A 25,782-nucleotide genomic window follows, 5' to 3' on the forward strand; every position below is an offset into this window, starting at 1 on the left:
GTGCAGCAACTGCCTGCCGGGCCTCTGGCAGGCTACACTGGCCCTATCGATTCAGTGAAACGGCACCATGGGCATTCGCAACAAGCTCTTCCTGATTTTTCTGGCCACCTTTCTGGTGCTGATTGCCGCTGGCAGCGGCTTCTCCTTCTATGCCTTCCAGCGCAGCCTCAACACCTATCTGGATGAGCGCCAGCAGGCCAAGGTGGAGCGGCTGGCCGATCACCTGGGCATGCTCTACAGCCAGAGCGGTAGCTGGGAATTCCTGCTGCGCAACCCCCGCCAGCTCAAACGCCTTTATATCCTGGCTGGCGACCGTGACGAGGACGACAAGACCCGCGGCCTGCACCATCTACAATTACTGGGCGAAAACAAGCGCCCGCTGCTGGGCCCACCGGCCCCGCCCGGCCCGCCAGGAATGCGCATTGAAGTACCGGTTCATGCCGGCCACCGGACCGTGGGCTGGCTCACCTACCCCAACCAGGATGCCATCCGCGACAAGCTGGACCAGCGCTTCATGGGCCGGCAAGTGGATTTCGGTATCTGGATGCTCAGTGTCGGCCTGGCCCTGTCACTGCTGGTTTCCTGGTTGCTGGCCCGGCACCTGGTGGCGCCCATCCTGGCCCTCTCCCGGCACACCCGGCACCTGCAGGAAGGCCATTACCGGGAGCGTCTGGAAAGCCGGCGCCGCGATGAACTGGGCACCCTCATTCACCAGGTCAACCAGCTGGCAGAGCGCCTGCAGCAGGGCCAGGCGGCCAGACAGCGCTGGTTTTCCGACATCGCCCACGAACTGCGCACCCCGGTGGCCATTCTGCAGGGGGAACTGGAGGCCCTCAGCGATGGCATCCGCCCGGTGAACCAGCAGGCCCTGGCCGGCCTGGAAGGCCAGGTGGCCCATCTCACCCACCTGATCAACGACCTGCACGACCTGGCCCTGGCCGATGGCGGCAACCTGCGTTATCACTTCACTGCGCTGGACTTCAGTGCCTTGCTGGAAGACGCCCTGGACAGCTATGCCAGCAGTTTTGAGCTGCACGATATCCACTGTCAGACACAACTGATCGACCATTGTCCGATCCATGGCGACCCGGTGCGTCTGCGACAGCTGCTCGACAACCTGTTGCAGAACAGCCTCAAGTACACCCAGGCCGGCGGCAGCCTGACCGTCAGGCTGGCCGCCGACGGCAACCAGTGGCGCCTGACACTGGAAGACAGCGCCCCCGGCGTGCCGGATGACGCCCTGCCCAGACTGTTTGATTACCTCTACCGGGTGGACAGCTCCCGCAATCGCCGCACTGGCGGCTCGGGCCTGGGGCTGGCCATCTGTGATCGCATTGTCCAGGCCCACGGCGGCCAGATCCATGCTGCCCACAGCAAGCAGGGCGGTCTTCGTATCGACGTGCTGTTGCCCAGGGAGGCGCCATGAGCCGCATTCTGATCGTGGAAGACGAACCTCGCCTGTCACAATTGCTGGCCGATTACCTGGAGCACGCCCAGTACCAGACACAGCAGACCGACAGCGCCGAGCAGGCCGTCAAGCTGGCCGGCAGCGGCGAGTTCCAGGCCATGCTACTGGATATCATGTTGCCCGATGGCGACGGAATGGATGTCTGCCGGGCCGTGCGTCAACACAGCCAGCTGCCCATTCTCATGTTGACCGCCCGGGTGGACGAAGTGGACCGGCTACTGGGCCTGGAGCTGGGCGCCGATGACTATATCTGCAAACCTTTCAGCCCCCGGGAGGTGGTGGCCCGGGTCAAGGCGGTACTGCGCCGGGCGAACCCGGAAAGCCCGTCCACGGAGACCGGCCTGAGCCTGGACAAGGACCGTTACGAAGCGGTCATTGCGGACCAGCGCATTGCCCTGACCGCCATCGAGTTTGCCCTGCTCGCCACCCTGGCCCGGCAGCCCGGCCGCATCTGGAGCCGCGACCAGTTGATGGATGAAATCTATCAGGATCACCGGGTGGTCTCCGACCGCACCATCGACAGTCACATCCGCAAACTGCGGCGCAAACTGGCCGAGGGCAGCCCCGACGACCACGACTGGATCGGCAGTGTCTACGGGGTGGGCTACCGGCTGGAGACCCCCTGATCCCCTCCGCTTGCGCCAGGGCATGCAATTTTCTTTCTCAATCGCTGCATAATGTTTGCACCCTTTGCGCCCATAGTGACAGCCAGATCATTCGCAATGTGCGTCAAGGAGAGCTTCATGAAAAAAGTACTGATTGCCACCCTGCTGGTTGCCAGCAGCGCCGTCATGGCCGCCCCCGCCCCGGACGACATGCCGCCCCCGCACGAAGGGCGCATGATGGAGCATATGAGTAAAAAACTGGAACTGACTGACCAGCAGCAGGCGCAGATTCAGGCCATCTTCAAGGCCCAGGGTGAAAAAATGAAAGCCCTGCATACCGAGACCGAAAGCAAGATCAACGGGGTTCTTAACGCGGAGCAGCAGAAGAAATTTGCCGAGATGAAGGAAAAGCGCAAGGCACGAATGGAAAAATGGCGTGAGAAACATCAAAAGCGCATGCAGGATCATGGCGACGACTGAGCGCTTTACGCTTCCCTGCCCCTACAAAAAAGCCGGCACAAGCCGGCTTTTTTGTCATTGAGACAGCCACTGCTACAACAGCGCCCGGCGCATATCCGTGAGCAAGTCCCGCAGATAAACACAGAATCGCGCGGCATCAGCCCCGTCGATCACCCGGTGATCATAGGACAGGCTCAGCGGCAGAGTCAGACGCGGCTGGAATTGCTGGCCATCCCATACCGGCTGCATATCCGAGCGACTAACACCGAGAATCGCCACTTCCGGCCAGTTGACGATGGGCGTAAACCCGGTGCCGCCAATCCCGCCCAGTGACGAAATGCTGAAGGTACCGCCCTTCATGTCCGCCGGAGTCAGTTTGCGATTGCGGGCCTTTTCCGCCAGCTCGCCCATTTCCCGGGCGATCTCCTTGAGACCTTTACGGTCCGCATCGCGGATCACCGGCACCACCAGGCCATTGGGGGTATCCACCGCAATGCCGATATTGATGTAGTGCTTTTGGATCAGTGCCTCACCGCTCTTCTCCAGGGAGCTGTTGAAGTGCGGGAACGCCTGTAGCGCCGATGCGCAGGCCTTGACCAGGAAGGCCAGCATGGTCAGCTTGACGCCTTCTTTTTCCAGCGCCTTGTTCTGTTGCTTGCGGAAGGCTTCCAGGTCGGTAATGTCGGCCTGCTCATGCTGGGTCACATGGGGGATGGTCAGCCAGGAGCGAGTCAGGTTCTGGGCGGCCACCCGGCGCAGCTTGTTGAGCTCCACGCGCTCTATCTCACCAAACTGGCTGAAATCAATGTCCGGCAACGTCACCGCCAGACCATCGCCGGCGCTGGCCGCCGGTTGCTGCTCCAAACGCTGCTTGACCCAGGCATGAACATCTTCCTTGAGGATTCGGCTCTTGGGGCCAGAGCCACTGACCTGGGCCAGATCCACACCCATCTCCCGGGCCAGCTTGCGCACCGCCGGGCCGGCATGGACCGCTTTTGACGTGCCGCCGGAGGATGCGGCTGCCTGGGGCGCCAGCGTTGTCGGGGTGTCGGTTGGGGCGGCAGCGTGTTGCGCGGCCGTTTCCTCCCGGGCCGGCGTCTTGTCCTGTTTGTCTTCTTTCGAAACGGACGGGGCTGCCGGCGCTGCCGCACCGGAAACCGACAGGGTCAACAGCACATCGCCGGTGCCCACCTTGTCACCGGCCTTGACCGCCAGGGATTGCACCTTGCCGGCCTTGGGCGCCGGAATTTCCAGCGAGGCCTTGTCGGATTCCAGCACCACGATGACCTGCTCCGGTTCCAGGCTGTCACCAACGGCCACATTCACTTCAATGATCTCGGCAGCCTCGATATCACCAAGATCCGGCACGGTCACCGTTTCACTACCTGCCGACTCGCTTGGGGCCGACGCTTCCTGCTGCTTTTGTGCGGCCTCACCGGCATCGTCTTCTTGCGTTGGTGCCGGCGCCTCTTCGGCCTGTTGCGGCTGTTGATCCTGCGGCTTATCGGCCTGGTCATCCGCGGCGTCCACTTCCAGCAGATCGTCGCCTTCCTTGACCCGGTCTCCAACCTTGACCTTGATAGCGGTTACTTTGCCGCCCTGCGGGGCCGGCACCTCCACAGTGGCCTTGTCGGATTCCAGTACCACAATGGTATCTTCGGCGGCGATGGTATCGCCCACCTTTACGCTGATCTCGATGACGTCAACAGGATCACTGCTGCCCACATCGGGAACATGAATCATGGTTTTAGCCATATCCCTAACCTTTGCCAGTTGATTCCCCTCTCCCGCTTGCGGGAGAGGGGTCAGGGGAGAGGGCCGACAGCTGTTGAATTTGCTGGCGAATACTCTCCAGTACTGCCTGGGTTTCAGTCAGCACCTGATGATTCCAGAAACGTACGACTTCGTAGCCCTGATTCCGTAACCAGGCGTCTCTAATCTGGTCGTACTCCCGCTGCTCCTCATGCTGACCACCATCAAGCTCAATGATCAAACAATGTGAAGGCGACACAAAATCCACAATGTAGTTGCCGATGGGCTTCTGTCTCTTGAACTTGATACCCATGAAACGACCGGCACGCAGGTAATACCATAGCTTTTTCTCTGCCTCGGTTTGCCGACTACGCAGATCTCGTGCCCGTTTTGTTAAAGATCGACGAACGCGAAATACCTCTGACACATCACTCATTGCAATCTTCCCTGATTCAATGAAAAAGGCCCTCTCCCCCAGCCCCTCTCCCGCAAGCGGGAGAGGGGAGAATCCCATCTCTCGGAAAGGTTCCCTCTCTTGCTTGCGGGAGAGGGACAGGGAGAGGGCTGTTTTTAATGCGTGACCGGATAGGGTTTATCCGTATCAATCCCGTATTTCTCGATGGCCTCCTTGATCACCGAGGCGTCCACCTTGCCCGCCTTGCGCAGGGCATTGAGTGCCGCCAGGGCCACAAAATAACGGTCCACTTCAAAGAAATGACGTAGCTTCTGGCGAGAGTCGCTGCGGCCGAAACCGTCGGTGCCCAGCACCGAGTAAGGGGCCTTGATCCAGGGACGAATCTGGTCGGCATAGGTGCGCATGTAATCGGTGGAGGCAATCACCGGCCCATCACGGCCATCCAGGCATTTTTCCACCCAGTTCTGCTCGCGCTCCTGTTCCGGGTGCAGCATTTCGTCACGATCCATGCGGATACCCTCGCGGCGCAGCTCATTGAAACTGGTAACGCTCCAGACATCGGCGGCCACGCCGAAATCGTCACGCAGCAGCTCTGCGGCTGCTTCCACTTCACGCAGAATGGTACCGGCACCGAGCAGCTGAACCCGTGGCGCCTTTTTGGTTTTTGCCTTGCCCTCGCGCAACAGGTACATGCCTCGGCGGATGCCCTCTTCCGCCCCTTCCGGCATGGCGCCATGCACATAGTTCTCGTTCATCAGCGTCAGGTAATAGAAGACCTTTTCATTGTCTTCGTACATGCGTTTGAGGCCATCGTGCAGGATTACCGCCAGCTCGTAGGAGTAGGTCGGGTCATAGCTGACACAGTTGGGCACCGTGCTGGATAGCACATGGCTGTGACCATCCTGGTGCTGCAGGCCCTCACCATTGAGCGTGGTGCGCCCGGCGGTCGCCCCCAGCAGGAAGCCGCGCGCCTGGCTGTCGCCGGCGGCCCAGGCCAGATCGCCAACCCGCTGGAAGCCGAACATGGAGTAGTAGATGTAGAAGGGAATCAGCGTGAAGTTGTGCACGCTGTAGCTGGTGGCGGCAGCCAGCCAGCCGGACATGGCACCGGCTTCGTTGATGCCTTCCTCAAGAATCCGGCCTTTCTTGTCTTCCCGGTAGAACATCACCTGCCCGGCATCTTCCGGCTCGTATTTCTGGCCGCCGGAGGAGTAGATGCCCAGCTGCCGGAACAGGCCTTCCATGCCGAACGTGCGCGCCTCATCGGGCACGATGGGCACCACGCGATCACCAATCTGCTTGTCCTTGATCAGCGCGCTCATCATGCGCACAAAGGCCATGGTGGTGGAAATTTCCCGGTCGCCACTGCCTTCCAGAAAGCTGGAAAAGATATCCAGCCCGGGCAGGGTCAGCGCCTGGCTGGCCTGCTGGCGGCGTACCGGCATATAGCCACCCAGCTTGTCACGCTGCTCCTTCATGTAGCGCAGCTCGGCGGAATTGTCCGCCGGGCGGTAATAGGGCACGTCCTTGAGCTGTTCATCGGTGAACGGCATGTCGAAGCGGTCGCGGAATTCCTTGAGACTGTCCAGATCCAGTTTTTTCATCTGGTGAGTCTTGTTGACCGCCTCCCCGGCCCCGGTAGCGTAACCCTTGACGGTCTTGGCCAGAATCACGGTGGGCTGACCGGTATGATGGGTGGCCGCGTGGTAGGCGGCATAGACCTTGAAGGGGTCGTGGCCACCGCGGTTGAGCCGGTAAACGTCCTCGTCGGACATGTGCTCGACCAGTTTTTTAAGCTCCGGGTATTCGCCGAAAAAGTGTTCGCGGGTGTAGGCGCCACCATTTTTCTTGTAGGCTTGGTATTCGCCATCCACGCATTCTTCCATGCGCCGGCGCAACAGGCCCTGGCTGTCCTTTTCCAGCAGCGGGTCCCATAGTCGACCCCAGACCACCTTGATGACATTCCAGCCGGCACCGCGGAACACGCCTTCCAGTTCCTGAATGATCTTGCCGTTGCCGCGCACCGGGCCATCCAGCCGCTGCAGGTTACAGTTAACCACGAACACCAGGTTATCCAGTTTTTCGCGGCCGGCCAGGGCCAGCGCGCCCAGGGATTCCGGCTCGTCCATTTCGCCGTCGCCCAGGAAAGCCCAAACCTTGCGATCGTCCCGGGGAATCAGTTCCCGGTTCTGCAGGTACTTCATGATATGGGCCTGATAAATGGCCTGGATCGGCCCCAGCCCCATGGACACGGTGGGAAACTGCCAGAAGTCCGGCATCAGCCAGGGATGGGGGTAAGACGACAAGCCCTGGCCGTCCACTTCACGGCGGAAGTTATCCAGCTGTTGCTCGGAAATGCGTCCTTCCAGGTAGGCGCGGGCATACACCCCCGGGGCAGAATGGCCCTGGAAGAACACCAGGTCCCCTTCGTTCTTGTCGCTGGGGGCCCGGAAGAAATGGTTGAAGCCCACATCGTACAGTGTGGCCGATGACGCAAAGGAGGCAATGTGCCCACCCAGCTCGTCATCGTTGTTCATGTTGGCCCGCATTACCGTGGCAAGGGCATTCCAGCGTACCAGGGAGCGAATGCGTCGCTCCATGAACATGTCACCGGGAATGGACGCTTCGTCCTGGGCGGAAATGGTATTGAGATACGGGGTGTTCAGGTGAGTTCGATAGACGCCCTGTTCCTGGGCTTCGTTGGTAATGATATCCAGCAGCCAGGCGGCCCGCTCCGGGCCTTCGCGCTCTACCACCGATTCCAGAGCTTCCAGCCATTCCCGTGTTTCGGACGGATCGATATCATCAAAAAAACTGCGTTTTTGCATGGGCTTGCGTCCTTACTCGCGTTGCCGAACCGGCACGCAGGATCACTACGGGCCGACAGACCAGGCTCAGGGGTAACTGAGCGATAACCGTGGTTACAGTCGACAGGCACCGACTGTGATCATGGCGCCCCGCGGAGAGCCATAACCTCTATGCCTCATACTAGCGGCGCGGCTTTTACAAGCAAACCTGACAGGTGACGAAAACGATCACAGCCTCCTGCAGCGTTGCCATTGGCGTTACCACAGAATAGAAAATTCCCGATGTGCCGCCTATGCGACCAAGGGCCTAGGGAACCTCTGAAAAACTCAAGCCTCCCACTTTTCCGGAATGGTCCCCTCTCCCTTGATGGGAGAGGGACAGGGAGAGGGTGAGAGGCAAGACTACCGCATTGAGTTGCGTCATCCCCTCACCCCCAGCCCCTCTCCCACAAGGGGAGAGGGGAGCTACACTACCTGTCGCAGAGCAAAACCGGATTTTCAGAGACCCAATCAGACCAACACCACCCAGAGCGCGGCCAGAATCAACCATATCGCCATGCAGCGCAGCAGCAAGCCCTGCAGGGCTTCCAGTTGTTCCATCCCTTCCGGCAGCGAGACAGGCGCTTTTCCGGGAGCATCATCCAGGGCCACCAGCACGATCTGATCCAGCGGCGGCGCGGCCTTATCCTGTCGCCACCAGTGTCCGTTCATGCGCGACATGACCGCAGAAAAATTGCCGGCCAGGGCCATGCAGAGCACCAGCAACTGTCGGGGTATCCCGTCGAGAATAGCTTGCAGATCCCGCAAGCGACTATCGCTCTGTTCCTGACGGTTCAGCCAGACCCGATTAAGCAGATAAAAAGTCAGGGCCCCAAAACCCAGGGTCATCAGCCAGAAGATGGCCGCGAACAGGCGCATTTCACGTTCAAGAATGCGGGCGGTAAGCGCGGGAAAATAATCGGGCGTCTGCGTGGAGCCACTGATTCCGAATTCATCAGCTGCCAGATCGGCAAAGCCTTGACTGTCATTCATATGGCCGCGCACCAACAGCTCATCCACATAACGGAATTCACTCTGGGCGCCCAGTAACCACAGCAGCAGGATGCCAGCCGGCACCAGCAGCAACAGCAGGAAGCCGATGCTGTCACCATAGGCGAACAACAGGGTCAGTAGCACTGACGGCAGCACAACGGCCAGCCACCACAGCAACATACCCTGGCCAAAACGGGCAGCCCAGGCCTGTAACCAGCGGTCATGGCGCTGTTCGTCCATTAGCCAGGCGGGCCAGTGGATATCCAGACGACGCAGGCCCAGCACCACCAGCAACAGCAGAATCTTCATGTTCTTTCCTCCTTGAAAGCCGCCAACCGCCGTCGGTATTCAGTCCAGTCAAACGCCGGTCCCGGGTCGGTCTTGCGGCCCGGGGCGATATCTTGATGGCCGGTAATGCGCCTATCGGTAATGGCAGGATACCGGGCCTGCAGCAATGCCGTCAGCGCCACCAGGGTGCCATATTGCGGCGGCTCATAGGGGATATCATCGGCGCCTTCCAGCTCGATCCCCAGGGAAAAATCGTTACAGTTTTCGCGCCCTGCGAATTCCGACACCCCCGCATGCCAGGCACGCTGGTCACAGTCAACGAACTGCAGCAGAGAGCCGTCCCGGCGCACCAGAAAATGGGACGAGACGGTGAGCTGGTGGATGTCACGAAAATAGGGGTGGGCATCCGCCGACAGGCGGTTGAGAAACAGGTCTTCGATGTAGGGGCCGCCAAACTGGCCCGGTGGCAGGCTGATATTGTGAATCACCAGCAGGGAAATATCGGTGGGGTCCGGGCGCTCATTGTAGTTGGGGGATGGGCACCATTGTGCCTGGTCCACCCGATGTCTGGTCATGCTTAGCACCCACGGCTCCTGCTACTGTCGCGCCGAAGCAGACAGACAGGAGCTAGCAGGCTGCTAAGCCACTCCCTGCCTGCGGCGCAAATCACCGATCACGGCTTCCAGGGCCCGGTCGAACAGCGCCCCTTCCTCAATGAGTTTAACAGCCCCCTTATGCAGGGCAACGGCCAGATCATAGCCGGTATATTCCTGCACCTTGATACCACGGCGGTTGGTAAAGACCAGCTTGGTCCCGGAGCGGATGTTGGCGGCCAGCTTGGCGCGCACGGCGTCTTCGCCTTCGCCAATCTCGATCCACTGGCCCGGTGAAAGCTGGCTGACCTTGCGGACCAGGAAATGATCCTGCGACAGTGCCGGGTCCACCGGTGCCGGCGCCTCGGGTTGCTCCGCCTTGACGGCAACACGCTCGGTCTGCAGCCCCTTGAGCAGTTGGGTGTGCACTTCCTTGAGGCGACTTAGCAGCTGGTTGGTTTCCGCGCTGTCGTAGTTGATTCGGGTCAGGCCGGCGTGCAGGGTTTTTAGCAACTTCGGGCTCAACACCTTGAGTTTTTCCAGCGCGGTCTGCTCCCGGTGCTCAAGCACACTCCAGACCACCGCATCCACCACCTTGACCTGCTGCTGCCACTGCGGGCTGTCTTCCCCTTCCCTCAACCAGGTGAGATACAGCACCTGCTGCCAGCCCTGACGCAGCAGACGTACCACCACGTCCGGCAGGGAACGGCCGGCCATACGCTGATCCAGCAATACGGTGACGGACTCACGGGCCTGCTCGGCCCGGGCCTTGCCCTCTTCGGCCTCACGGACTCGCTGCTCCACCCGTTCGGAGCGGACTTTCTGGCTATCAAAATAGTCCTGAAACTCGCCGAGCAGGCGCGCAAACAGGCTGGCATCATCTTCATAGTCATCAATAATCTGATGCACCGCCTGGTTGATGCGCTGATAGAGCTCATCCTGGATGCCCTGCTGCGGGTCCCACTGGTTGCCGGCACGGGCCAGCATGTTCAGCAGCTGACGGGCCTCATGGTTGTCATTACTGAAGAAGCTTTTGTCACTGATGGCCACCTTGAGCAGGGGAATCTGCAAGCGCCCTATCAGGGCCTTGATTTCCGAGGGCAGCCCCTCGTCATCCAGAATGAAATCGAACAGCATGGAGACCAGATTGATGACATCGTCATCGGCCTGATCGAGGGCGTGAATGGCCTCACCATGCTCGCTGTCGAGCATGTCGGACAGGTGGTTTTTCAGATCCCGATCTTCATCGTCGCCCTGGTCCAGGCTGCGCTCAACCCGCTGTAGCCGATTGAGCACACCCAGCAGGTCATCGGAGCTGACCTGGTGCACACTGGCCGCATTGGCCACCGGGGCACCATTCATGTAAGGCACACCATCCTGCATCACCGCCATGGGTGAGACCGGCCCCGCGGCGCCTCCGGCACTACCGTGGCCACCACCCACCTGCATGCCACGCATGGTGACCAGCAACTCCTGCAGCAGGCCGAACATCTGGTCATTGCTGGGGCCGCCGCCCCCTGAAGCCGACTCGGAAGACGCTGCCAGAGTACGGCCTCCGGCCTTGCGGGCCGGAGCAATCGGTGCGGATTTCATTTCCGGCAGCACGCCGGCATCAATCAGCACCTTGTTGGCTTCAGAGGCGAAATAGCCGGTTTCCGCCATGACCTGACGCTCGAAAAGTTTGAGCACGATCAAGCGGGCCTTGATATCCAGAGACAGCTTTTCCAGACAGCTGTTAAAGCACTCCACCAGCTGACGGGGCTCCAGAGGATTATCGCGCTGGCTAAAGCTGCGCTTGCCCTCGAAGAGATACTCCAGTCGGTGATGGAAAACCCCCAGCTGTTCATCGCAGCCATTGCGGGCACGCCGGGCCATATTGTCCAGTGCCACCGAGGTTTCCAGCTCTTCCTCATTGACCAGTGAGAGGCTGTCCAGGTCGACCTTGGTGTCTTCCAGGCTTTCGCCTTTTTCAGGGGAATGCGCCAGTTTCTGGAACAGGTTGCTCAATGACTGCCGGAAACCGGTTTCCAGGCCGGCTCGCTGGATACGCAGCTCGCGCATGGCATCAAAGTAGCGCTCACGCTCGCTGTCGGATTCTTTTTCCGCCAAGTCATAAAGGGTGTCATCGGCGCCATCAAGCATGTCGGACAGATAGCCCGCTGCCAGATTCAGGTAACGGTCACGCACTTTTTCGAGGGGGCGCGGCAAAGCGGCAACACCGGTTTTGCCGGGCACAGACTGCAAGCGCGTAACCTTGGTCATAGAGTCACCTGACACCAAATACTGATTAATTATTAAGCTAACATACTGGCCATATAAGAATTTTGAACCAGTTGGCAGATACTACCTTATAGGTACATCCTTACCAGTAACCCCGCGCTTTCCCTACCGGGCAATTTCTTCTAGCCTATTGGTTTTACTGGCAATAGGCGATACCCATGGAGCACGCTGTAACCATACTCAAACAGATTAGCGGTCTCCTGTGGGGATGGCCGGCGCTGGTCCTCATCGCCGGGACCGGCATCTACTTGACCCTGGCCCTGGGATTTTTGCCCCTGCGGCAGCTGGGTTTCGGCTTTCGCCAGATGTTCGGCCCCAAGCGTGGTGAAGGCACCATCGGCGCCGGCGCCGCCCTGGCCACCTCACTGTCAGCCACCATTGGCACCGGCAACATTGTCGGCGTGGCCACGGCCATTCATGCCGGCGGCCCCGGTGCACTGGTCTGGATGTGGCTGATTGCCCTGGTGGGTATGGCCACCAAATATTCGGAAGCGGTACTGGCGGTCAAATTCCGCGAGACGGATAGCCGCGGCCAGTATGTGGGCGGCCCCATGTACTATATTCGTAACGGCCTGGGGCACAACTGGCGCTGGATGGCTGCCGCCTTCGCCTTTTTCGGCATGTTTGCCGGCTTCGGCATTGGCAACACAGTCCAGGCCAATTCCGTGGCCGACGGGCTTTCCAGCAGCTTTGGCATTCCCACCTGGATCACCGGCCTGACACTGGCCGTACTGGTTGCCCTGGTGGTACTGGGCGGCGTCAAACGTATCGCCCATGTGGCCACGATACTGGTGCCCTTCATGGCCCTGGCCTATCTGTTGGCCGGTCTGACCGTGCTGATCAACCATGCCAGCGAACTCCCCAACGCCCTGGCGCTTTGCTTTGATGGTGCCTTCAACGGTACGGCCGCCGCCGGCGGTTTTGCCGGCGCGGTGGTCAAGGAAGCCATCCGCTTCGGCATTGCCCGTGGCATTTTTTCCAACGAAGCCGGTCTGGGTAGCGCCCCCATTGCCCACGCCTCCGCCAATACCGACCACCCGGCAAGGCAGGGCTCCATCGCCATGCTGGGGACGTTTCTGGATACCATTGTGGTATGCTCCATCACCGGCCTGGCCATCGTTTCATCCGGGGCCTGGACCAGTGGCGAAAAGGGCGCGCCGCTTTCCGCGTTGGCCTTCTCCAGTACCTTTGGCAGCATCGGGGATATAATTGTCGCCTGTAGCCTGGCGATTTTCGCTTTCACCACCCTGCTTGGCTGGAGCCTGTACAGCGAACGCTGCACCAGCTACCTGTTCGGCGAAAAGGCCATCGTGCCCTTCCGCCTGCTCTGGGTGTTGGCCGTGCCTGTCGGCGCCGCCGTGAGCCTTAACGTTGTGTGGGCTCTGGCTGATATAATGAATATCCTGATGGCGATCCCCAACCTGATAGCCCTGCTGTTGCTGTCGCCGGTGGTGATACGCTTGAGCCGGGAATTCTTTAGCAACCGCCGCCCGGAATGAATATTGGTAGGAGCTTGCTTGCAAGCGAATCTCTGAGATCGAGGAACGCCCTCGTCCGCTTGCAAGCCGCCTCCTGCAATGAACAAACTCACGTTTAGGATTTACCTCAGCATGACCATTCCCCTGCCCGACTACGTCGGCGATGATATCTCTCGCAACGTTCGCTTCGCCCTGGAAGAAGATATTCGTGATGGCGACATCACCGCCCAGCTGATTGATGCGGATAGCACCAGCACAGCGACTATCATCACCCGGGAAGACAGCGTCATGTGCGGCATCCCCTGGGCAAATGAAGTGTTCCATCAGCTGGGCAATGTGGCGCTGGAATGGCACGTGGAAGATGGCCAGCGCCTAAAAGCCGATACCACGCTGTGTACACTGCGCGGCAATACCCGCCAGATTCTCACCGGCGAGCGCACCGCCCTCAACTTCCTGCAAACCCTGATGGGCACCGCCACCACCGCCCGCCGCTATGCGGATGCCGTGATCGACAACAAGGTGACCATTCTGGACACCCGCAAAACCCTTCCCGGCCTGCGCGCCGGCCAGAAGTACGCAGTACTCTGTGGCGGCTGCGAGAATCACCGCATCGGCCTCTATGATGCCTTCCTGATCAAGGAAAACCATGTCGCCGCCTGCGGCGGTATTACCGCCGCCATTGAACGCGCCAGAGCCCTGGCCCCGGACAAGAAGATCATCGTGGAAGTGGAAACACTGGAAGAACTGCAAGAGGCCGCGGCGCTCAAGCCGGATCAGATCATGCTGGATAATTTCAGCGCCGAAATGCTGGTGCAAGCCGCGGATATGACTGTGCCGTCCGCACTGGAGGTGTCTGGAAACCTGACGATTGAGAATGCCGGCATGCTACCCACTTACCGTGACTGGTTCCTGTCCTCCGGCGCCTTGACCAAGCATATTCATGCCACGGACTTGTCATTACGAATCCAGCAACATTAAAGTTCATCGGGCAATGGCGGGAATTCAGCCTGACCAACGTCTGAGAGCCTTCACCGGCCGCCCCCTGTAGACGTTTGTTTACAAACGAATAGGGCTTGTTCGCTTGCAAGCAAGCTCCCACTGGCAATGCCTGGGTTTCCAGGAGGCGACTTGTAGGCGAAGGGGCGGCATGCAAGAGGAACCCCCAAAATATCAGTGCTGCGCAAGCTGCCCGGGGTTGAGATTGGCGTCAGCCCTCTGACGTTCGACCCTGTACATTCCCCCGCTAATCCGCGATGAACCAATAATAAGCGGTAGGAGCTTGCTTGCAAGCGAACCTCATCTTTCGCCGCCAGTCGGCTGCCATTGGAGCGAACTCCCATATCATGACAGTCTACCTACGATGTTCGCTTAACACTTGCTTTCTGGAATGCCCCGCTCCCGTTTACAGGAGCCAAGCTTGCGGAATCCGCCAGCCCCCTGACTGGGAAAGTCGGCAATAACACAGAAAATCAACCCAATACTGCAAAAAGGATCTCTCCCATAACGGACAAGGCCCCCTTAAAAGGGGGCCTTGCATGGCAATCCTAGCTCACGGAAAACCCGCAAGGATTAACTAACCATTACGGACGACAAGCAGTCGGCAGATACTTGGAGGGAACGTCAGTAGCGTCAGCACCAACAACTGTGGTGCTACTACTCGGTGCAGCTCCATAACCACATACCCATGCAATGTCCCCATTTGCAGAAGTCGCAGGACGAATAGTCAGGATTTTACCAGCAAGATTTGCAGCATTAGCCTTGTTGCCATAGGTCACAGTCAACACACCGCCAGCAGAAGTGATGCTCGATACATAGGAGCCTTCTACAGTGTTAGTAATTCCCAAAGCAGCGTTATCAGCCGGCCATGCACCACGATCAGAATAATATTCGGCAATGCTGGTTTTCAAACCATCAGCAAGCGTCGGGCCTTCTGACGCTTGAGAGCGAATGGTGTAGTCTTGGTAAGCAGGAATAGCAACAGCCGCCAGAATACCGATAATGGCAACCACGATCATCAGTTCGATAAGGGTGAAACCCTGTTGCATTTGCTTCTTCATATTTTCTCTCCAAACCATTGGCAAATTTTGCTGGAGCCCACCCCCGGCGAGCTTCTGGCCCTGACTAATGCACAGAGCGGGCCAACTTTTTACCAACACAGCCAAACCGCCGTCTGGTCTGCATATGGCACTTTACGCTTAGCCCCATAGAACCCTATCGTCACTCACGACCAGTGACACAAAGCGTCAGCCAGTGACACTTTTGGGCGACCGCAAAGCAAAAACTGACAACTCGCGACACCCGTATTGCATCAACAAACAAGAATAAGCCTCAGCTTTACCCGACAACGGCCTGATTTTGCGACATTCGGCCTTCCCAGCTCCGCCATCAACCGGTATGTTAAGAATAAAGTGTTGGGCAAACCGACCACTCTAAGCAATAACAAGCAGGTTGCCATGACTACCCAAACCGCCTCTCTCAGTGGCTTGCCTCGCCGCCTGGTTCAGGATGGACTTTTATCCCCGGAAGGCGCTCAGCAGGCCCTACAGACAGCTCGACAGGAAAAGACCAGCCTGGTTTTTCAGTTGGTCAATACGGCCAAGGTGCCAGCCAAAGCCGTAGCCAGTGCGGTAGCGGAAGAGTTTGGCGACCCGATACTGGATCTCAATGCTTTCCAGCGAGATAGCCTGGTTAAGGATATTGTCGACCCCAAGCTGATCACCAAGCACCATGTTCTCCCCCTGTTTCGTCGAGGAAGCCGGCTATTCATCGCCGTTTCCGACCCCACCAATTTGTCCGCCCTGGAGGAGATACGGTTCAACACAGGATTGAACATTGAAACGGTGGTGGTCGAGGAAGACAAACTGGTTCAGTGGATAGCACATCAGGAATCCGAAGCTGAAGACAGTGCCTTTGATGATCTGGACGACGACCTGGACGATCTGGACGTCAGCGCCGCGGAAGAAAACAAAACTGACGAAACCAAATCCGGCGCCGACGACGCCCCCATTGTCCGCTTCGTTAACAAGCTGCTGCTTGATGCCATCAAGGGCGGCGCGTCAGACCTTCATTTCGAGCCCTACGAAAAGAGTTACCGGGTTCGCTTTCGCCAGGATGGCATTCTACAAAGTGTAAGCAAACCGCCGGTCAATATCGCCAGCAAACTTTCCGCACGGTTAAAGGTCATGGCACGGCTGGACATTTCCGAACGCCGGGTTCCCCAGGATGGGCGCATCAAGCTGAAAATCTCCAAAACTCGTGCCATCGATTTCCGCGTTAACACCTGCCCTACACTGTTTGGCGAAAAGATCGTGCTACGGATTCTTGACCCGGAATCCGCCAAGATGGGTATTGAAGCGCTGGGCTATGAAGATATTCAAAAGCAGATGTACCTGGACGCGCTACACAAGCCACAGGGCATGATTCTGGTTACCGGCCCCACGGGCTCGGGTAAAACCGTTTCACTCTATACCGGTGTCAACATTCTCAACACCCCGGAGCGAAACATCTCCACTGCGGAAGACCCGGTGGAAATCAACCTGGAAGGCATCAACCAGGTCAATGTGAACCCCAAGCAGGGCATGGATTTCTCCTCCGCCCTACGCGCCTTTCTGCGTCAGGATCCGGATGTCATTCTGGTGGGGGAGATTCGGGACCTGGAAACCGCCAGTATTGCAGTGAAAGCCGCTCAAACCGGTCATATGGTGCTTTCGACCCTCCATACAAACAGTGCCCCGGAGACCCTGACCCGGCTACGAAATATGGGGGTGCCGTCTTTCAATATTGCTACCTCCGTTGTCTTGATTATCGCACAGCGGCTCGCCCGGCGACTTTGTGAGCATTGCAAAACGGAAATGGACATCCCTAAACAATCGTTACTTGAGATGGGCTTCACTGAAGAAGATGTGGCAACCGGATTTACTGTCTATGGCCCTGAGGGATGTGACAAGTGCAAAGGGGGCTACAAGGGGCGTGTCGGGGTCTACGAAGTGGTCAAGATCACTGACGGCATCGCCCGAATCATCATGGAGGAAGGTAACTCCATCCAGATCGCTGATCAGTGCCGCAAAGAGGGATTCAATGACCTGCATCGCTCCGGCCTGGTCAAAGTCATGCAAGGTGTGACAAGTCTGGAAGAAATCAACCGTGTCACCAGCGGGCATTAACTATGGCTAAAGCAGCAACACAACAAAAAAGTGCCACCTTTGTTTACGAAGGCGTAGACCGTCGCGGCGTAAAGGTAAAGGGGGAAGTGAGCGGCAAAGGGCCGGCTCTGGTTCGTGCCGAACTTCGCAAGCAGGGCATCAATGCCAAGAAGGTGGTAAAGAAGCGCGAGATCAACATTGGCGGCAAGAAGAAGATCAAGCCAATGGACATTGCCATCTTTACTCGCCAGATGGCCACCATGATGAAGGCCGGCGTCCCCCTCGTACAGGCTTTTGAAATTGTTGCTGACGGGCTGGACAACCCATCCATGAAAGACCTAGTACTAAAGCTCAAGGTGGAAGTGGAAGGAGGTAACAATTTTGCCGGCGCCCTCAAGAAGCATCCTCTCTATTTTGATGATCTCTATTGCAGTCTGATTGACGCAGGGGAGCAGTCTGGAGCCCTGGAAACCATGCTGGATCGAGTGGCACTGTACAAAGAGAAAAGTGAAGCCCTGAAGCAAAAAATCAAGAAAGCATTAAAGTACCCAATTACCGTTATTATTGTCGCGGCGATTGTAACCGCAATCCTCTTGCTCAAGGTAGTCCCGGTATTTGAAGATCTATTCAAGGGTTTTGGCGCAGAGCTCCCCGCCTTTACACAATTTGTTATAGGTCTTTCAAACTCACTGCAAAACAACTTTCTGTATATATTAGCAGGCATCATTGTATTAGGCGTCGGACTATCTGAAGCAAGGAGACGTTCCGAAGCATTCAGAGATACACTCGACAGGCTAATGCTAAGGTTACCCCTTGTGGGTGATCTAACATTTAAAGCGACAGTAGCGCGCTATGCACGGACTCTTGCCACCACTTTTGCAGCTGGCGTCCCATTGGTTGAAGCACTTGACGCTTGCGCGGGTGCAACCGGCAATGTGGTTTATCGCAGAGCGGTTCTGCGTATCAAGGAAGATGTATCCACAGGTCAGCAACTGCAATTTGCCATGCGGGCAACGGGTGTTTTTCCTGCCATGGCACTCCAGATGACCGCCATTGGCGAAGAATCCGGTGCCCTTGATGCCATGCTGGAAAAAGTGGCTATCTATTACGAAGATGAGGTCGACAACGCCGTGGACGGCCTTACCAGTATGATGGAGCCGCTTATCATGAGTGTACTTGGCGTATTGATTGGCGGTCTGATCGTTGCCATGTATCTGCCAATCTTCCAGCTGGGAAGCGTCGTTTAGCATGCAACCTTTTTTCCCCGATGTTTTGTCACAGCCGGCGGTACTTGTCTCTGTCATAACAATTCTGGGTTTATTAGTAGGCAGCTTCCTCAATGTGGTAGTCCATCGCCTGCCCTTGATGATGGAGCGCGCCTGGAAACAGGAAGCCCGTGAATTACTGGAGCTTGAGAGCACCGAAGCGCTTACGGTATTCAACCTGGTTGTACCCCGCTCGCGCTGCCCGCACTGTGACCACCAGATTCGTTCCTGGGAGAACATCCCCGTGGTCAGCTGGCTGGCGCTGCGTGGCAAGTGCAGCCACTGCAAGAACCCGATCAGCAAGCGCTACCCGACGGTTGAAATCATCAGTGGCATACTGTCCGGCCTGTGCGCCTGGCATTTCGGTTATGGGCCATGGCTGGCCTTTACACTGTTTGCTACCTGGATCCTGCTGGCGGCAGCGTTGATCGACTTCGACACCTCACTGCTCCCCGATAGCCTGAATTATCTTCTGCTGTGGGCAGGCCTGCTGGCAGCGGTCATCGGCATCTCCCCCGTTGGCCTACAGGATGCCGTGATCGGTGCCATGGCCGGTTATCTATCACTATGGAGCATCTACTGGCTGTTCAAGCTGCTGACCGGCAAGGAAGGCATGGGCTATGGCGATTTCAAACTGCTTGCCGCCCTGGGCGCCTGGGTGGGCTGGCAGTATCTCCCCTTGATCATCCTGCTATCGTCGGTGGTTGGTCTGGTGTTTGCCATCATCATGATGGTTAGTGGCAGCGTAAAGCGCGACCAGGGCATCCCCTTTGGCCCCTATCTGGCCACCGCTGGCTGGATTGCCCTTCTCTGGGGGGAAACCATCGTCAGTTCCTATCTGGGGCTGTTTAAGCTCAGTTGACCGTGGACAATTGATAATTGACAGCCAAAAGCAAAACCTAACTTGGACGGGTTTGAGCTTTCGCTGTCAACTATTCACTATCAACGGTCAGCACTTCCCCCAATAGGCTATGGCATCAAAGCCTGTGTTGAATTCGGAGTTCCTTCATGTACGTAGTAGGCCTGACCGGCGGCATTGGCAGCGGCAAGACCGCCGCCACGGATTATCTGGCCCAGCAGGGCATTACCATTGTCGATGCGGACCTGGCGTCCCGGGTGGTGGTAGAGCCGGGCCAGCCGGCGCTGGCCGCCATCGCCGATCATTTCGGCAAAGGCGTGATCGCCGAAGATGGCTCGCTGGACCGGCGCGCATTACGCGAGATCGTATTCGCCGATGCCGACGCACTGAAAGTGCTGGAGGGCATTACCCACCCGGCCATCGGCGATGAGCTGCACCGCCAGATTCGGGCCAGTCACTCCCCCTACACTATTCTGGTATCGCCGCTACTGCTGGAAACCAGTCAGAAGGATCTGGTCGATCGCATCCTGGTCATTGATGCCCCCGCCACATTACAGGTGGAGCGAACCATGGCCCGAGATCACGTGCCGGAAGCCCAGGTGGCCGCAATCATGAAAGCCCAGATGCAACGGGATAGGCGTCTGGACCAGGCGGATGATGTGGTGGAAAACCACGGCAGTCTGGAGCAGTTTCACCAGCAACTGGATCGTCTGCATCGCTTTTATCTGGAGCAGGCACAATGAGCAACGACAAGCCAACCCGAACCTACCCCTGCCCACAATGTCGCACGCTGACGCGATGGGACAACAACCCCTGGCGCCCGTTCTGCAGTGAACGCTGCAAACTGATTGATCTGGGCGACTGGGCCTCGGAGCGACATGCCATTCCCGGCGACCCGGAAGCGCCCGGCGACGATTTTCAGGACTAGCGACTAAGACCAGAATGCGCGGATGCCGGCCACGCCCACGGCCCCGTGTTCACGGGCCAGGGGCAGATGATCCGGCGTCAACCCACCCAGCGCGAAACAGGCCAGCGGCTGGCCAATCATCAGGGCAGCGGCCTGTGGCCAACCCAGTGGAGAGGCGCCGGGATGGCTGGGCGTTTTCTCTACCGGTGACACCATCGCCATATCCAGCGATAGCGAGACTATCTTTTCCATTTCCGCCCGGTCATGGCAGGCAGCAGAGACTACCCCGGCAAAATCCGGACGTTGGTCACAGCCCGCCAGCACCGCTGCGGGCAGATGCAACCCAAAGGCGCCCTCCTGTTGGGCAATCGCGGCATCCTCTTCGCTTACCATGCGCAGCCAGAACCGGATGCCATGATAACGACAACAAGACGCAATCTCGGGCAAGGCCTCATGCTGGCTCCAGTGACGAAGATAAATACCGGTTTGGGTGGCATCCAGCTCACCGATGGCCTGCAATAACGACGTCAGTGACTGGTCCGGCGGCGCAATCGCCAGCGAAGGCGGCAGTGTCAGGGCCGTCACCACCGGCCGATTGGCCGCGGGAAAAGACAGCCCGGGTAATTCGCTGTTTTCAAACCAGGCCACAGGCTGCCCTTCCCTGCCATGGGGCTCACCCTGCCAGGCGAACACTTCACGAAAATGCAGTGTTACGTGCAGGTCTGAATACTGGTGGACGATGGTCATGAACGGGGCGGATTCTGATTGCTCCATGGCCAGTTCTTCATGCAGCTCGCGGGCCAGGGCGGCAGCCAGGGACTCGCCTGGCTCTACCTTGCCACCGGGGAATTCCCAGTGACCGCCCTGATGCTTGTCATCCGGGCGCTTGCCAAGACAAATGCGACCGTCCTTACCACGGATAATGGCGGCAACGACAATGATGGCGGGTGTAGTCATATCACAACGCCTTTCGTAGGGCGGAAATTTGCAAAGAAAATCTCCGCCATGAAACGCCTGACCGGCGGAGATCGGCTACGCCGATTTCCGCCCTGCGCTTGTTCAGCCTGAATCACCTGGGTTCGCTTGCAAGCAAGCGCCAGCACGCGTTTATGTTGCGTTTAATTAGGTGCGGTATTCGGCATTGATCTTCACATAGTCGTAGCTGAAGTCACAGGTCCACACCGTACATTGCCCATCACCGGCGCCCAGATCCGCACGAATAAGGATGTCTTGCTGTGCCATTACAGCCGCACCCTGTGCTTCCTGGTAGCCGTCAGCCACTCCGCCGTTTTCCACCAGAGCCACCTGATCCAGCCAGACGTTGACCCGGCTTACATCCAACTCGGCAATGGGGGCTCGACCAATGGCGGCCAGAATTCGCCCCCAGTTCGGATCGGAAGCAAAAAGGGCGGTTTTCACCAGGGGTGAATGGGCAATGGTCTCCGCCACCACGCGAGCATCCGCGTCGCCGGCCGCCCCCTGCACCTGGATTTCCACAAACTTGGTCGCCCCTTCGCCATCGCGCACCAGCGCCTGGGCAAGCTCCACGAACACGTCCTCCAGCGCCTGGTAGAGCAGCGCATTCTGCTCGGTCAGTTCGGTGATCTCTGCCATCTCTGCCTGGGCGGTACTTACCAGCATGCAGGCATCATTGGTAGACGTATCGCCATCCACGGTGACGCGGTTGAAGGAGCAATCAGCAAGAGCTTTCACCCAACGGTCCAGCAATGGCTGGGCAATGGGCGCATCGGTGGCGATAAAGCCCAGCATGGTGGCCATGTTCGGCTTGATCATGCCCGAGCCCTTGGCCATGCCGGTGACAGTAATCGGCACGCCATTGAGCTCCACCCGGCGACTGGTCACCTTGGGGCGGGTATCGGTGGTCATGATGCCTTCAGCCGCATTGCCCCACTGGTGGCCATCCAGTGCCGCAAGCGCCTTCGGCAGGCCCCGCTCAAAGGCAGTCAGCGGGAACTGTTCGCCGATAACGCCGGTGGAAAACGGCAGAATCTCGGCGGCCTCACAGCCAGCCTCCGCGGCCAGCAGATCACAGGTCGCCAGACAGTTGGCCATGCCCTTTTCACCGGTACCGGCATTGGCATAGCCGGTGTTGATCATCAGAAAACGGGGACGCGCCTTGCCCAGATGAGCCCTGGCAACCTGCACCGGCGCCGCACAAAAACGGTTAAGCGTGAAAACGCCACTGACGCGACTGCCCGGCGCCAGCTCCAGCACCACCAGGTCCTTGCGATTGGCCTTCTTGATACCCGCTTCCACGGCGGCAAGCCGCACGCCGGGAACCGGCAACCACTCTGTCTGTGTCATATCTTTTCCTTTGCAACAACGACGCGGGAGCTTGCCTTGCAAGCGAAAGGCCGGCTTTTGCCGTAATGCTGTTCACTTAAGCTTTTAAGCCCCTCTCCCCTTGCGGGAGAGGGGTTGGGGAGAGGGGGACGTGACAGCCAGATCAATGGTAAGTCATTGAAATTTGCACGCACCCTCTCCCTGTCCCTCTCCCGCAAGGGGAGAGGGGACCTGCCTGAAAAGGGTTGAGCCAGATTTGCACCGCTTAAGTGAACAGCATTAGGCTTTTGCCGGCCTTGTCTCACTCTTTACGCTTTCGCGGGCAGCCCCGCTTCACTATCAGCTTTCCAGCTTGCCGTGACACTGTTTGTATTTCTTGCCGGAGCCACAGGGGCACGGTTCGTTGCGGCCGATCTTGCGGCCTTCACGGACCACGGTCTTGGGCGCCTCGCCCTGCTCTGCGGTACCGTCGGTACCCGGCTCGGGGGCGGCCTGCATCTTCATTTTCTCGGCCTGGATACGCGCTTCCTCCTGGCGCTGACGCTCCAGGCGTTCCACTTCGTCATCACGGCGCATTTCGAAGCTGTGCAGAATGCGGATCAGCTCATGTTGAATCTGGTTGAGCATTTCCTGGAACAGCGTGAAGGCTTCCTTCTTGTATTCCTGCTTGGGGTTCTTCTGGGCGTAACCGCGCAGATGAATGCCCTGGCGCAGGTGATCCATGCTCGCCAGGTGCTCTTTCCAGTGACGATCCAGGATCTGCAGCATCAGGTGTTTCTCGATCTGGCGCAGGGTGTCCTCGCCGATCTGTGCTTCCTTCTCCTGGTACTGCTGGGCCAGGCTCTCGCTGAGCTTCTCCACCACATCCTGGATATGCATCTGGCTGTTTTCATTCAGCCACTGCCCCACCGGAGCCTTGCACTGGAATTCCGCATCCAGGGTTTTCTCCAGGCCCGGCACATCCCACTGGTCTTCCACCGTACCCGGCTGCATGTAGTTGTGCACCAGCTCCTCGACCACATCTTCGCGGATGCTGGCAATGGAACTGGCCAGACTCTCCGCTTCCAGAATCTGGTCACGCTGACTGTAGATCACACGGCGCTGATCATTGGCCACATCATCGTATTCCAGCAGGTTCTTGCGGATATCGAAGTTGCGCCCTTCCACCTTGCGCTGGGCATTCTCGATGGCGCGGGTCACCCAGCGGTGCTCGATGGCCTCGCCGTTTTCCAGGCCCAGCGAACGCATCAGATTGCGAATCTTGTCAGAAGCGAAGATGCGCATCAGGTCATCTTCCATGGACAGGAAGAAACGGGTGTAACCCGGGTCCCCCTGACGACCGGCACGGCCGCGCAGCTGATTATCAATGCGGCGTGACTCATGACGCTCGGTACCAATGATGTGCAGACCACCGGCCTCCAGCACCTGATCATGGTTGGCCTGCCATTCGGCCCGGATTTTCTCCGCCTCGCCCTCGGACGGATTATCCATGTGCTTGATCTGCTCTTCCGGGTTACCGCCAAGCATGATGTCGGTCCCCCGGCCGGCCATGTTGGTGGCAATGGTCACCGCGCCGGGGCGACCGGCCTGGGCAATGATCTGCGCTTCGCGCTCGTGGAACTTGGCGTTCAGCACTTCGTGGGGAATCTTGTCCTTCTTGAGACGCTGGGACAGATACTCGGACGCCTCGATGGTGGCGGTACCCACCAGCACCGGCGCCCCCTTCTCGACAATGCCCTTGATCTCGCCGGCAATAGCATCGAACTTTTCCTGCAACGACAGGTACACCTGGTCGTTGGCGTCAACACGCACCATGGGCCGGTTGGTGGGCACCACCACCACATCCATGCCGTAGATCTGGCGGAATTCCGCCGCTTCGGTATCGGCGGTACCGGTCATACCGGCCAGCTTGTTGTAGAGGCGGAAATAATTCTGGAAGGTGGTAGAGGCCAGCGTCTGGTTCTCCTGCTGGATATTGACACCCTCCTTGGCTTCCACCGCCTGGTGAATGCCTTCCGACCAGCGCCGGCCAGGCATGGTACGGCCGGTATGCTCGTCCACGATCACAATCTGCCCGCCCTGGACAATGTAGTCCCGGTCCTTGTGGAACAGGGCATGGGCCTTCAGGGCAGCATGAACGTGGTGCAGCAGCGCCAAATTGTGCGCAGCATAGAGGCTCTCACCCTCTTCCAGCAGACCATTACTGACCAGCAGGGATTCGATCAGCTGGTGGCCTTCCTCGGTGAGTTCCACCTGACGCTGTTTTTCGTCGACGAAATAGTGGCCGCCCTCTTCATCCTTGGGCTGAGGCTGCAGCTGTGGCATCAGCTTGTTGACGGCCTGATACAGCTCGGAGGAATCCGCCGCCGGGCCGGAGATGATCAACGGGGTGCGGGCCTCGTCAATCAGGATGGAGTCCACCTCATCAACAATGGCGTAATTAAGGCCGCGCTGGACACGGTCATCCAGACGGAACGCCATGTTGTCGCGCAGGTAGTCGAAACCGAATTCGTTGTTGGTGCCGTAGGTAATGTCGGCGTTGTAGGCCTCGCGCTTCATCTCGGCGGGTTGCTGGGAGAGGATGACACCCACCGTCAGGCCCAGAAACTCATACAGCGGGCGCATCCAGTTGGCATCCCGCTCGGCCAGGTAATCATTGACGGTTACCACATGCACGCCTTCGCCGGACAGGGCATTGAGATAGGCGGGCAAGGTCGCGGTCAGGGTTTTACCTTCACCTGTACGCATTTCGGCAATGCGCCCCTCATGCAGGGACATACCGCCAAGCATCTGCACGTCAAAGTGGCGCATACCCATGACCCGGGTGGAGGCTTCACGCACCACCGCAAACGCTTCGGGCAGCAGCTCATCCAGGGTTTTGCCGCCCTGATAAGCCTGCTTGAGCTCGACGGTCTTGTTCTGCAACTCGCTGTCACTCAGTTGTGACAGGGATTCCCCCAGGCCATTAATGACTTCCACCAGACGGCCCATTCGCTTGAGTTCGCGATCGTTCTTGGTGCCGAAGACTTTTTTCGCAATCGTAGCCAGCATAAAACTTCCGGTCTTTATAATGTGGTGTAAACGACAGCCCAGGCCAGTCGCCGGAGCACGCGGCCCCTTGCAAAGTC

Annotated in this window: 20 protein-coding genes; 10 read left to right on the forward strand and 10 right to left on the reverse strand. The window is 58.4% G+C overall.

The window, feature by feature from the left end:
- Window positions 1–67 precede the first annotated feature (67 nt).
- The 3 genes from A11A3_RS17255 (at window position 68) to A11A3_RS09570 (ending at window position 2,553) form a co-directional block, all read left to right on the forward strand.
- Window positions 68–1,426, forward strand: coding sequence for an ATP-binding protein (locus tag A11A3_RS17255; protein ID WP_008929090.1), 1,359 nt, complete (start codon window positions 68–70; stop codon window positions 1,424–1,426).
- Window positions 1,423–2,094, forward strand: coding sequence for a response regulator (locus A11A3_RS09565; RefSeq protein ID WP_008929091.1), 672 nt, complete (start codon window positions 1,423–1,425; stop codon window positions 2,092–2,094). The genes A11A3_RS17255 and A11A3_RS09565 overlap by 4 nt, the downstream gene beginning before the upstream one ends.
- Window positions 2,095–2,211: 117 nt before the next feature.
- Window positions 2,212–2,553: a DUF4890 domain-containing protein gene (locus A11A3_RS09570; RefSeq protein WP_008929092.1), complete on the forward strand. Its 342-nt coding sequence runs from the start codon at window positions 2,212–2,214 to the stop codon at window positions 2,551–2,553.
- A gap of 72 nt (window positions 2,554–2,625) precedes the next feature.
- Here the strand turns inward: A11A3_RS09570 and aceF are convergent, their stop codons facing one another.
- The 6 genes from aceF to A11A3_RS09600 all read right to left on the reverse strand — a co-directional run bounded on the left by aceF (window position 2,626) and on the right by A11A3_RS09600 (window position 11,681).
- The gene (gene aceF / locus A11A3_RS09575) at window positions 2,626–4,287 is read right to left on the reverse strand and encodes a dihydrolipoyllysine-residue acetyltransferase (protein ID WP_008929093.1); all 1,662 of its coding nucleotides are present in this window, start codon (window positions 4,285–4,287) and stop codon (window positions 2,626–2,628) included.
- 4 nt (window positions 4,288–4,291) lie between these two features.
- Window positions 4,292–4,720: an endonuclease domain-containing protein gene (locus A11A3_RS09580; RefSeq protein ID WP_051011794.1), complete on the reverse strand. Its 429-nt coding sequence runs from the start codon at window positions 4,718–4,720 to the stop codon at window positions 4,292–4,294.
- Between the two features lie 134 nt (window positions 4,721–4,854).
- Entirely contained in the window at window positions 4,855–7,527 is a 2,673-nt protein-coding gene (gene aceE, locus A11A3_RS09585) for a pyruvate dehydrogenase (acetyl-transferring), homodimeric type (protein ID WP_008929095.1), read from the reverse strand.
- 489 nt (window positions 7,528–8,016) lie between these two features.
- Window positions 8,017–8,847, reverse strand: a complete 831-nt coding sequence (locus tag A11A3_RS09590) for a protein AmpE (RefSeq protein WP_008929096.1) — start codon at window positions 8,845–8,847, stop codon at window positions 8,017–8,019.
- On the reverse strand, window positions 8,844–9,401 hold the full coding sequence (ampD, locus tag A11A3_RS09595; protein ID WP_008929097.1) for a 1,6-anhydro-N-acetylmuramyl-L-alanine amidase AmpD: 558 nt from the start codon (window positions 9,399–9,401) through the stop codon (window positions 8,844–8,846). The genes A11A3_RS09590 and ampD overlap by 4 nt, the downstream gene beginning before the upstream one ends.
- A 63-nt stretch (window positions 9,402–9,464) precedes the next feature.
- On the reverse strand, window positions 9,465–11,681 hold the full coding sequence (locus A11A3_RS09600) for a DUF1631 domain-containing protein (RefSeq protein WP_008929098.1): 2,217 nt from the start codon (window positions 11,679–11,681) through the stop codon (window positions 9,465–9,467).
- Between the two features lie 176 nt (window positions 11,682–11,857).
- Here A11A3_RS09600 and A11A3_RS09605 point away from each other — a divergent pair, with 176 nt between their 5' ends.
- Together A11A3_RS09605 and nadC are read left to right on the forward strand one after the other, a co-directional pair.
- Entirely contained in the window at window positions 11,858–13,198 is a 1,341-nt protein-coding gene (locus tag A11A3_RS09605) for an alanine/glycine:cation symporter family protein (RefSeq protein ID WP_008929099.1), read from the forward strand.
- Between the two features lie 111 nt (window positions 13,199–13,309).
- Complete coding sequence (gene nadC, locus A11A3_RS09610; RefSeq protein ID WP_008929100.1) at window positions 13,310–14,155, forward strand: carboxylating nicotinate-nucleotide diphosphorylase; 846 nt, start codon at window positions 13,310–13,312, stop codon at window positions 14,153–14,155.
- 602 nt (window positions 14,156–14,757) lie between these two features.
- Here nadC and A11A3_RS17445 read toward each other — a convergent pair.
- Window positions 14,758–15,234: a pilin gene (locus A11A3_RS17445; RefSeq protein ID WP_040296993.1), complete on the reverse strand. Its 477-nt coding sequence runs from the start codon at window positions 15,232–15,234 to the stop codon at window positions 14,758–14,760.
- A gap of 396 nt (window positions 15,235–15,630) precedes the next feature.
- Here A11A3_RS17445 and pilB point away from each other — a divergent pair, with 396 nt between their 5' ends.
- The 5 genes from pilB to A11A3_RS09640 all read left to right on the forward strand — a co-directional run bounded on the left by pilB (window position 15,631) and on the right by A11A3_RS09640 (window position 20,371).
- Window positions 15,631–17,340, forward strand: a complete 1,710-nt coding sequence (gene pilB, locus A11A3_RS09620; protein WP_008929102.1) for a type IV-A pilus assembly ATPase PilB — start codon at window positions 15,631–15,633, stop codon at window positions 17,338–17,340.
- Window positions 17,341–17,342: 2 nt separating this feature from the next.
- The gene (locus tag A11A3_RS09625) at window positions 17,343–18,566 is read left to right on the forward strand and encodes a type II secretion system F family protein (RefSeq protein ID WP_008929103.1); all 1,224 of its coding nucleotides are present in this window, start codon (window positions 17,343–17,345) and stop codon (window positions 18,564–18,566) included.
- A 1-nt stretch (window position 18,567) separates the two neighbouring features.
- The gene (locus A11A3_RS09630; RefSeq protein ID WP_040296994.1) at window positions 18,568–19,446 is read left to right on the forward strand and encodes a prepilin peptidase; all 879 of its coding nucleotides are present in this window, start codon (window positions 18,568–18,570) and stop codon (window positions 19,444–19,446) included.
- A 146-nt stretch (window positions 19,447–19,592) separates the two neighbouring features.
- On the forward strand, window positions 19,593–20,186 hold the full coding sequence (gene coaE / locus A11A3_RS09635; RefSeq protein WP_008929105.1) for a dephospho-CoA kinase: 594 nt from the start codon (window positions 19,593–19,595) through the stop codon (window positions 20,184–20,186).
- The gene (locus A11A3_RS09640; RefSeq protein WP_008929106.1) at window positions 20,183–20,371 is read left to right on the forward strand and encodes a DNA gyrase inhibitor YacG; all 189 of its coding nucleotides are present in this window, start codon (window positions 20,183–20,185) and stop codon (window positions 20,369–20,371) included. The genes coaE and A11A3_RS09640 overlap by 4 nt, the downstream gene beginning before the upstream one ends.
- A 3-nt stretch (window positions 20,372–20,374) precedes the next feature.
- Here the strand turns inward: A11A3_RS09640 and A11A3_RS09645 are convergent, their stop codons facing one another.
- The 3 genes from A11A3_RS09645 to secA all read right to left on the reverse strand — a co-directional run bounded on the left by A11A3_RS09645 (window position 20,375) and on the right by secA (window position 25,705).
- Window positions 20,375–21,307: a Nudix family hydrolase gene (locus A11A3_RS09645; RefSeq protein ID WP_008929107.1), complete on the reverse strand. Its 933-nt coding sequence runs from the start codon at window positions 21,305–21,307 to the stop codon at window positions 20,375–20,377.
- 165 nt (window positions 21,308–21,472) lie between these two features.
- Complete coding sequence (gene argJ / locus A11A3_RS09650; protein ID WP_008929108.1) at window positions 21,473–22,675, reverse strand: bifunctional glutamate N-acetyltransferase/amino-acid acetyltransferase ArgJ; 1,203 nt, start codon at window positions 22,673–22,675, stop codon at window positions 21,473–21,475.
- Window positions 22,676–22,993: 318 nt separating this feature from the next.
- On the reverse strand, window positions 22,994–25,705 hold the full coding sequence (gene secA / locus A11A3_RS09655; protein WP_008929109.1) for a preprotein translocase subunit SecA: 2,712 nt from the start codon (window positions 25,703–25,705) through the stop codon (window positions 22,994–22,996).
- Between the last annotated feature and the right edge of the window lie 77 nt (window positions 25,706–25,782).

Origin of the sequence: Alcanivorax hongdengensis A-11-3 (assembly GCF_000300995.1) — a bacterium.
GTDB lineage: Bacteria > Pseudomonadota > Gammaproteobacteria > Pseudomonadales > Alcanivoracaceae > Alcanivorax > Alcanivorax hongdengensis.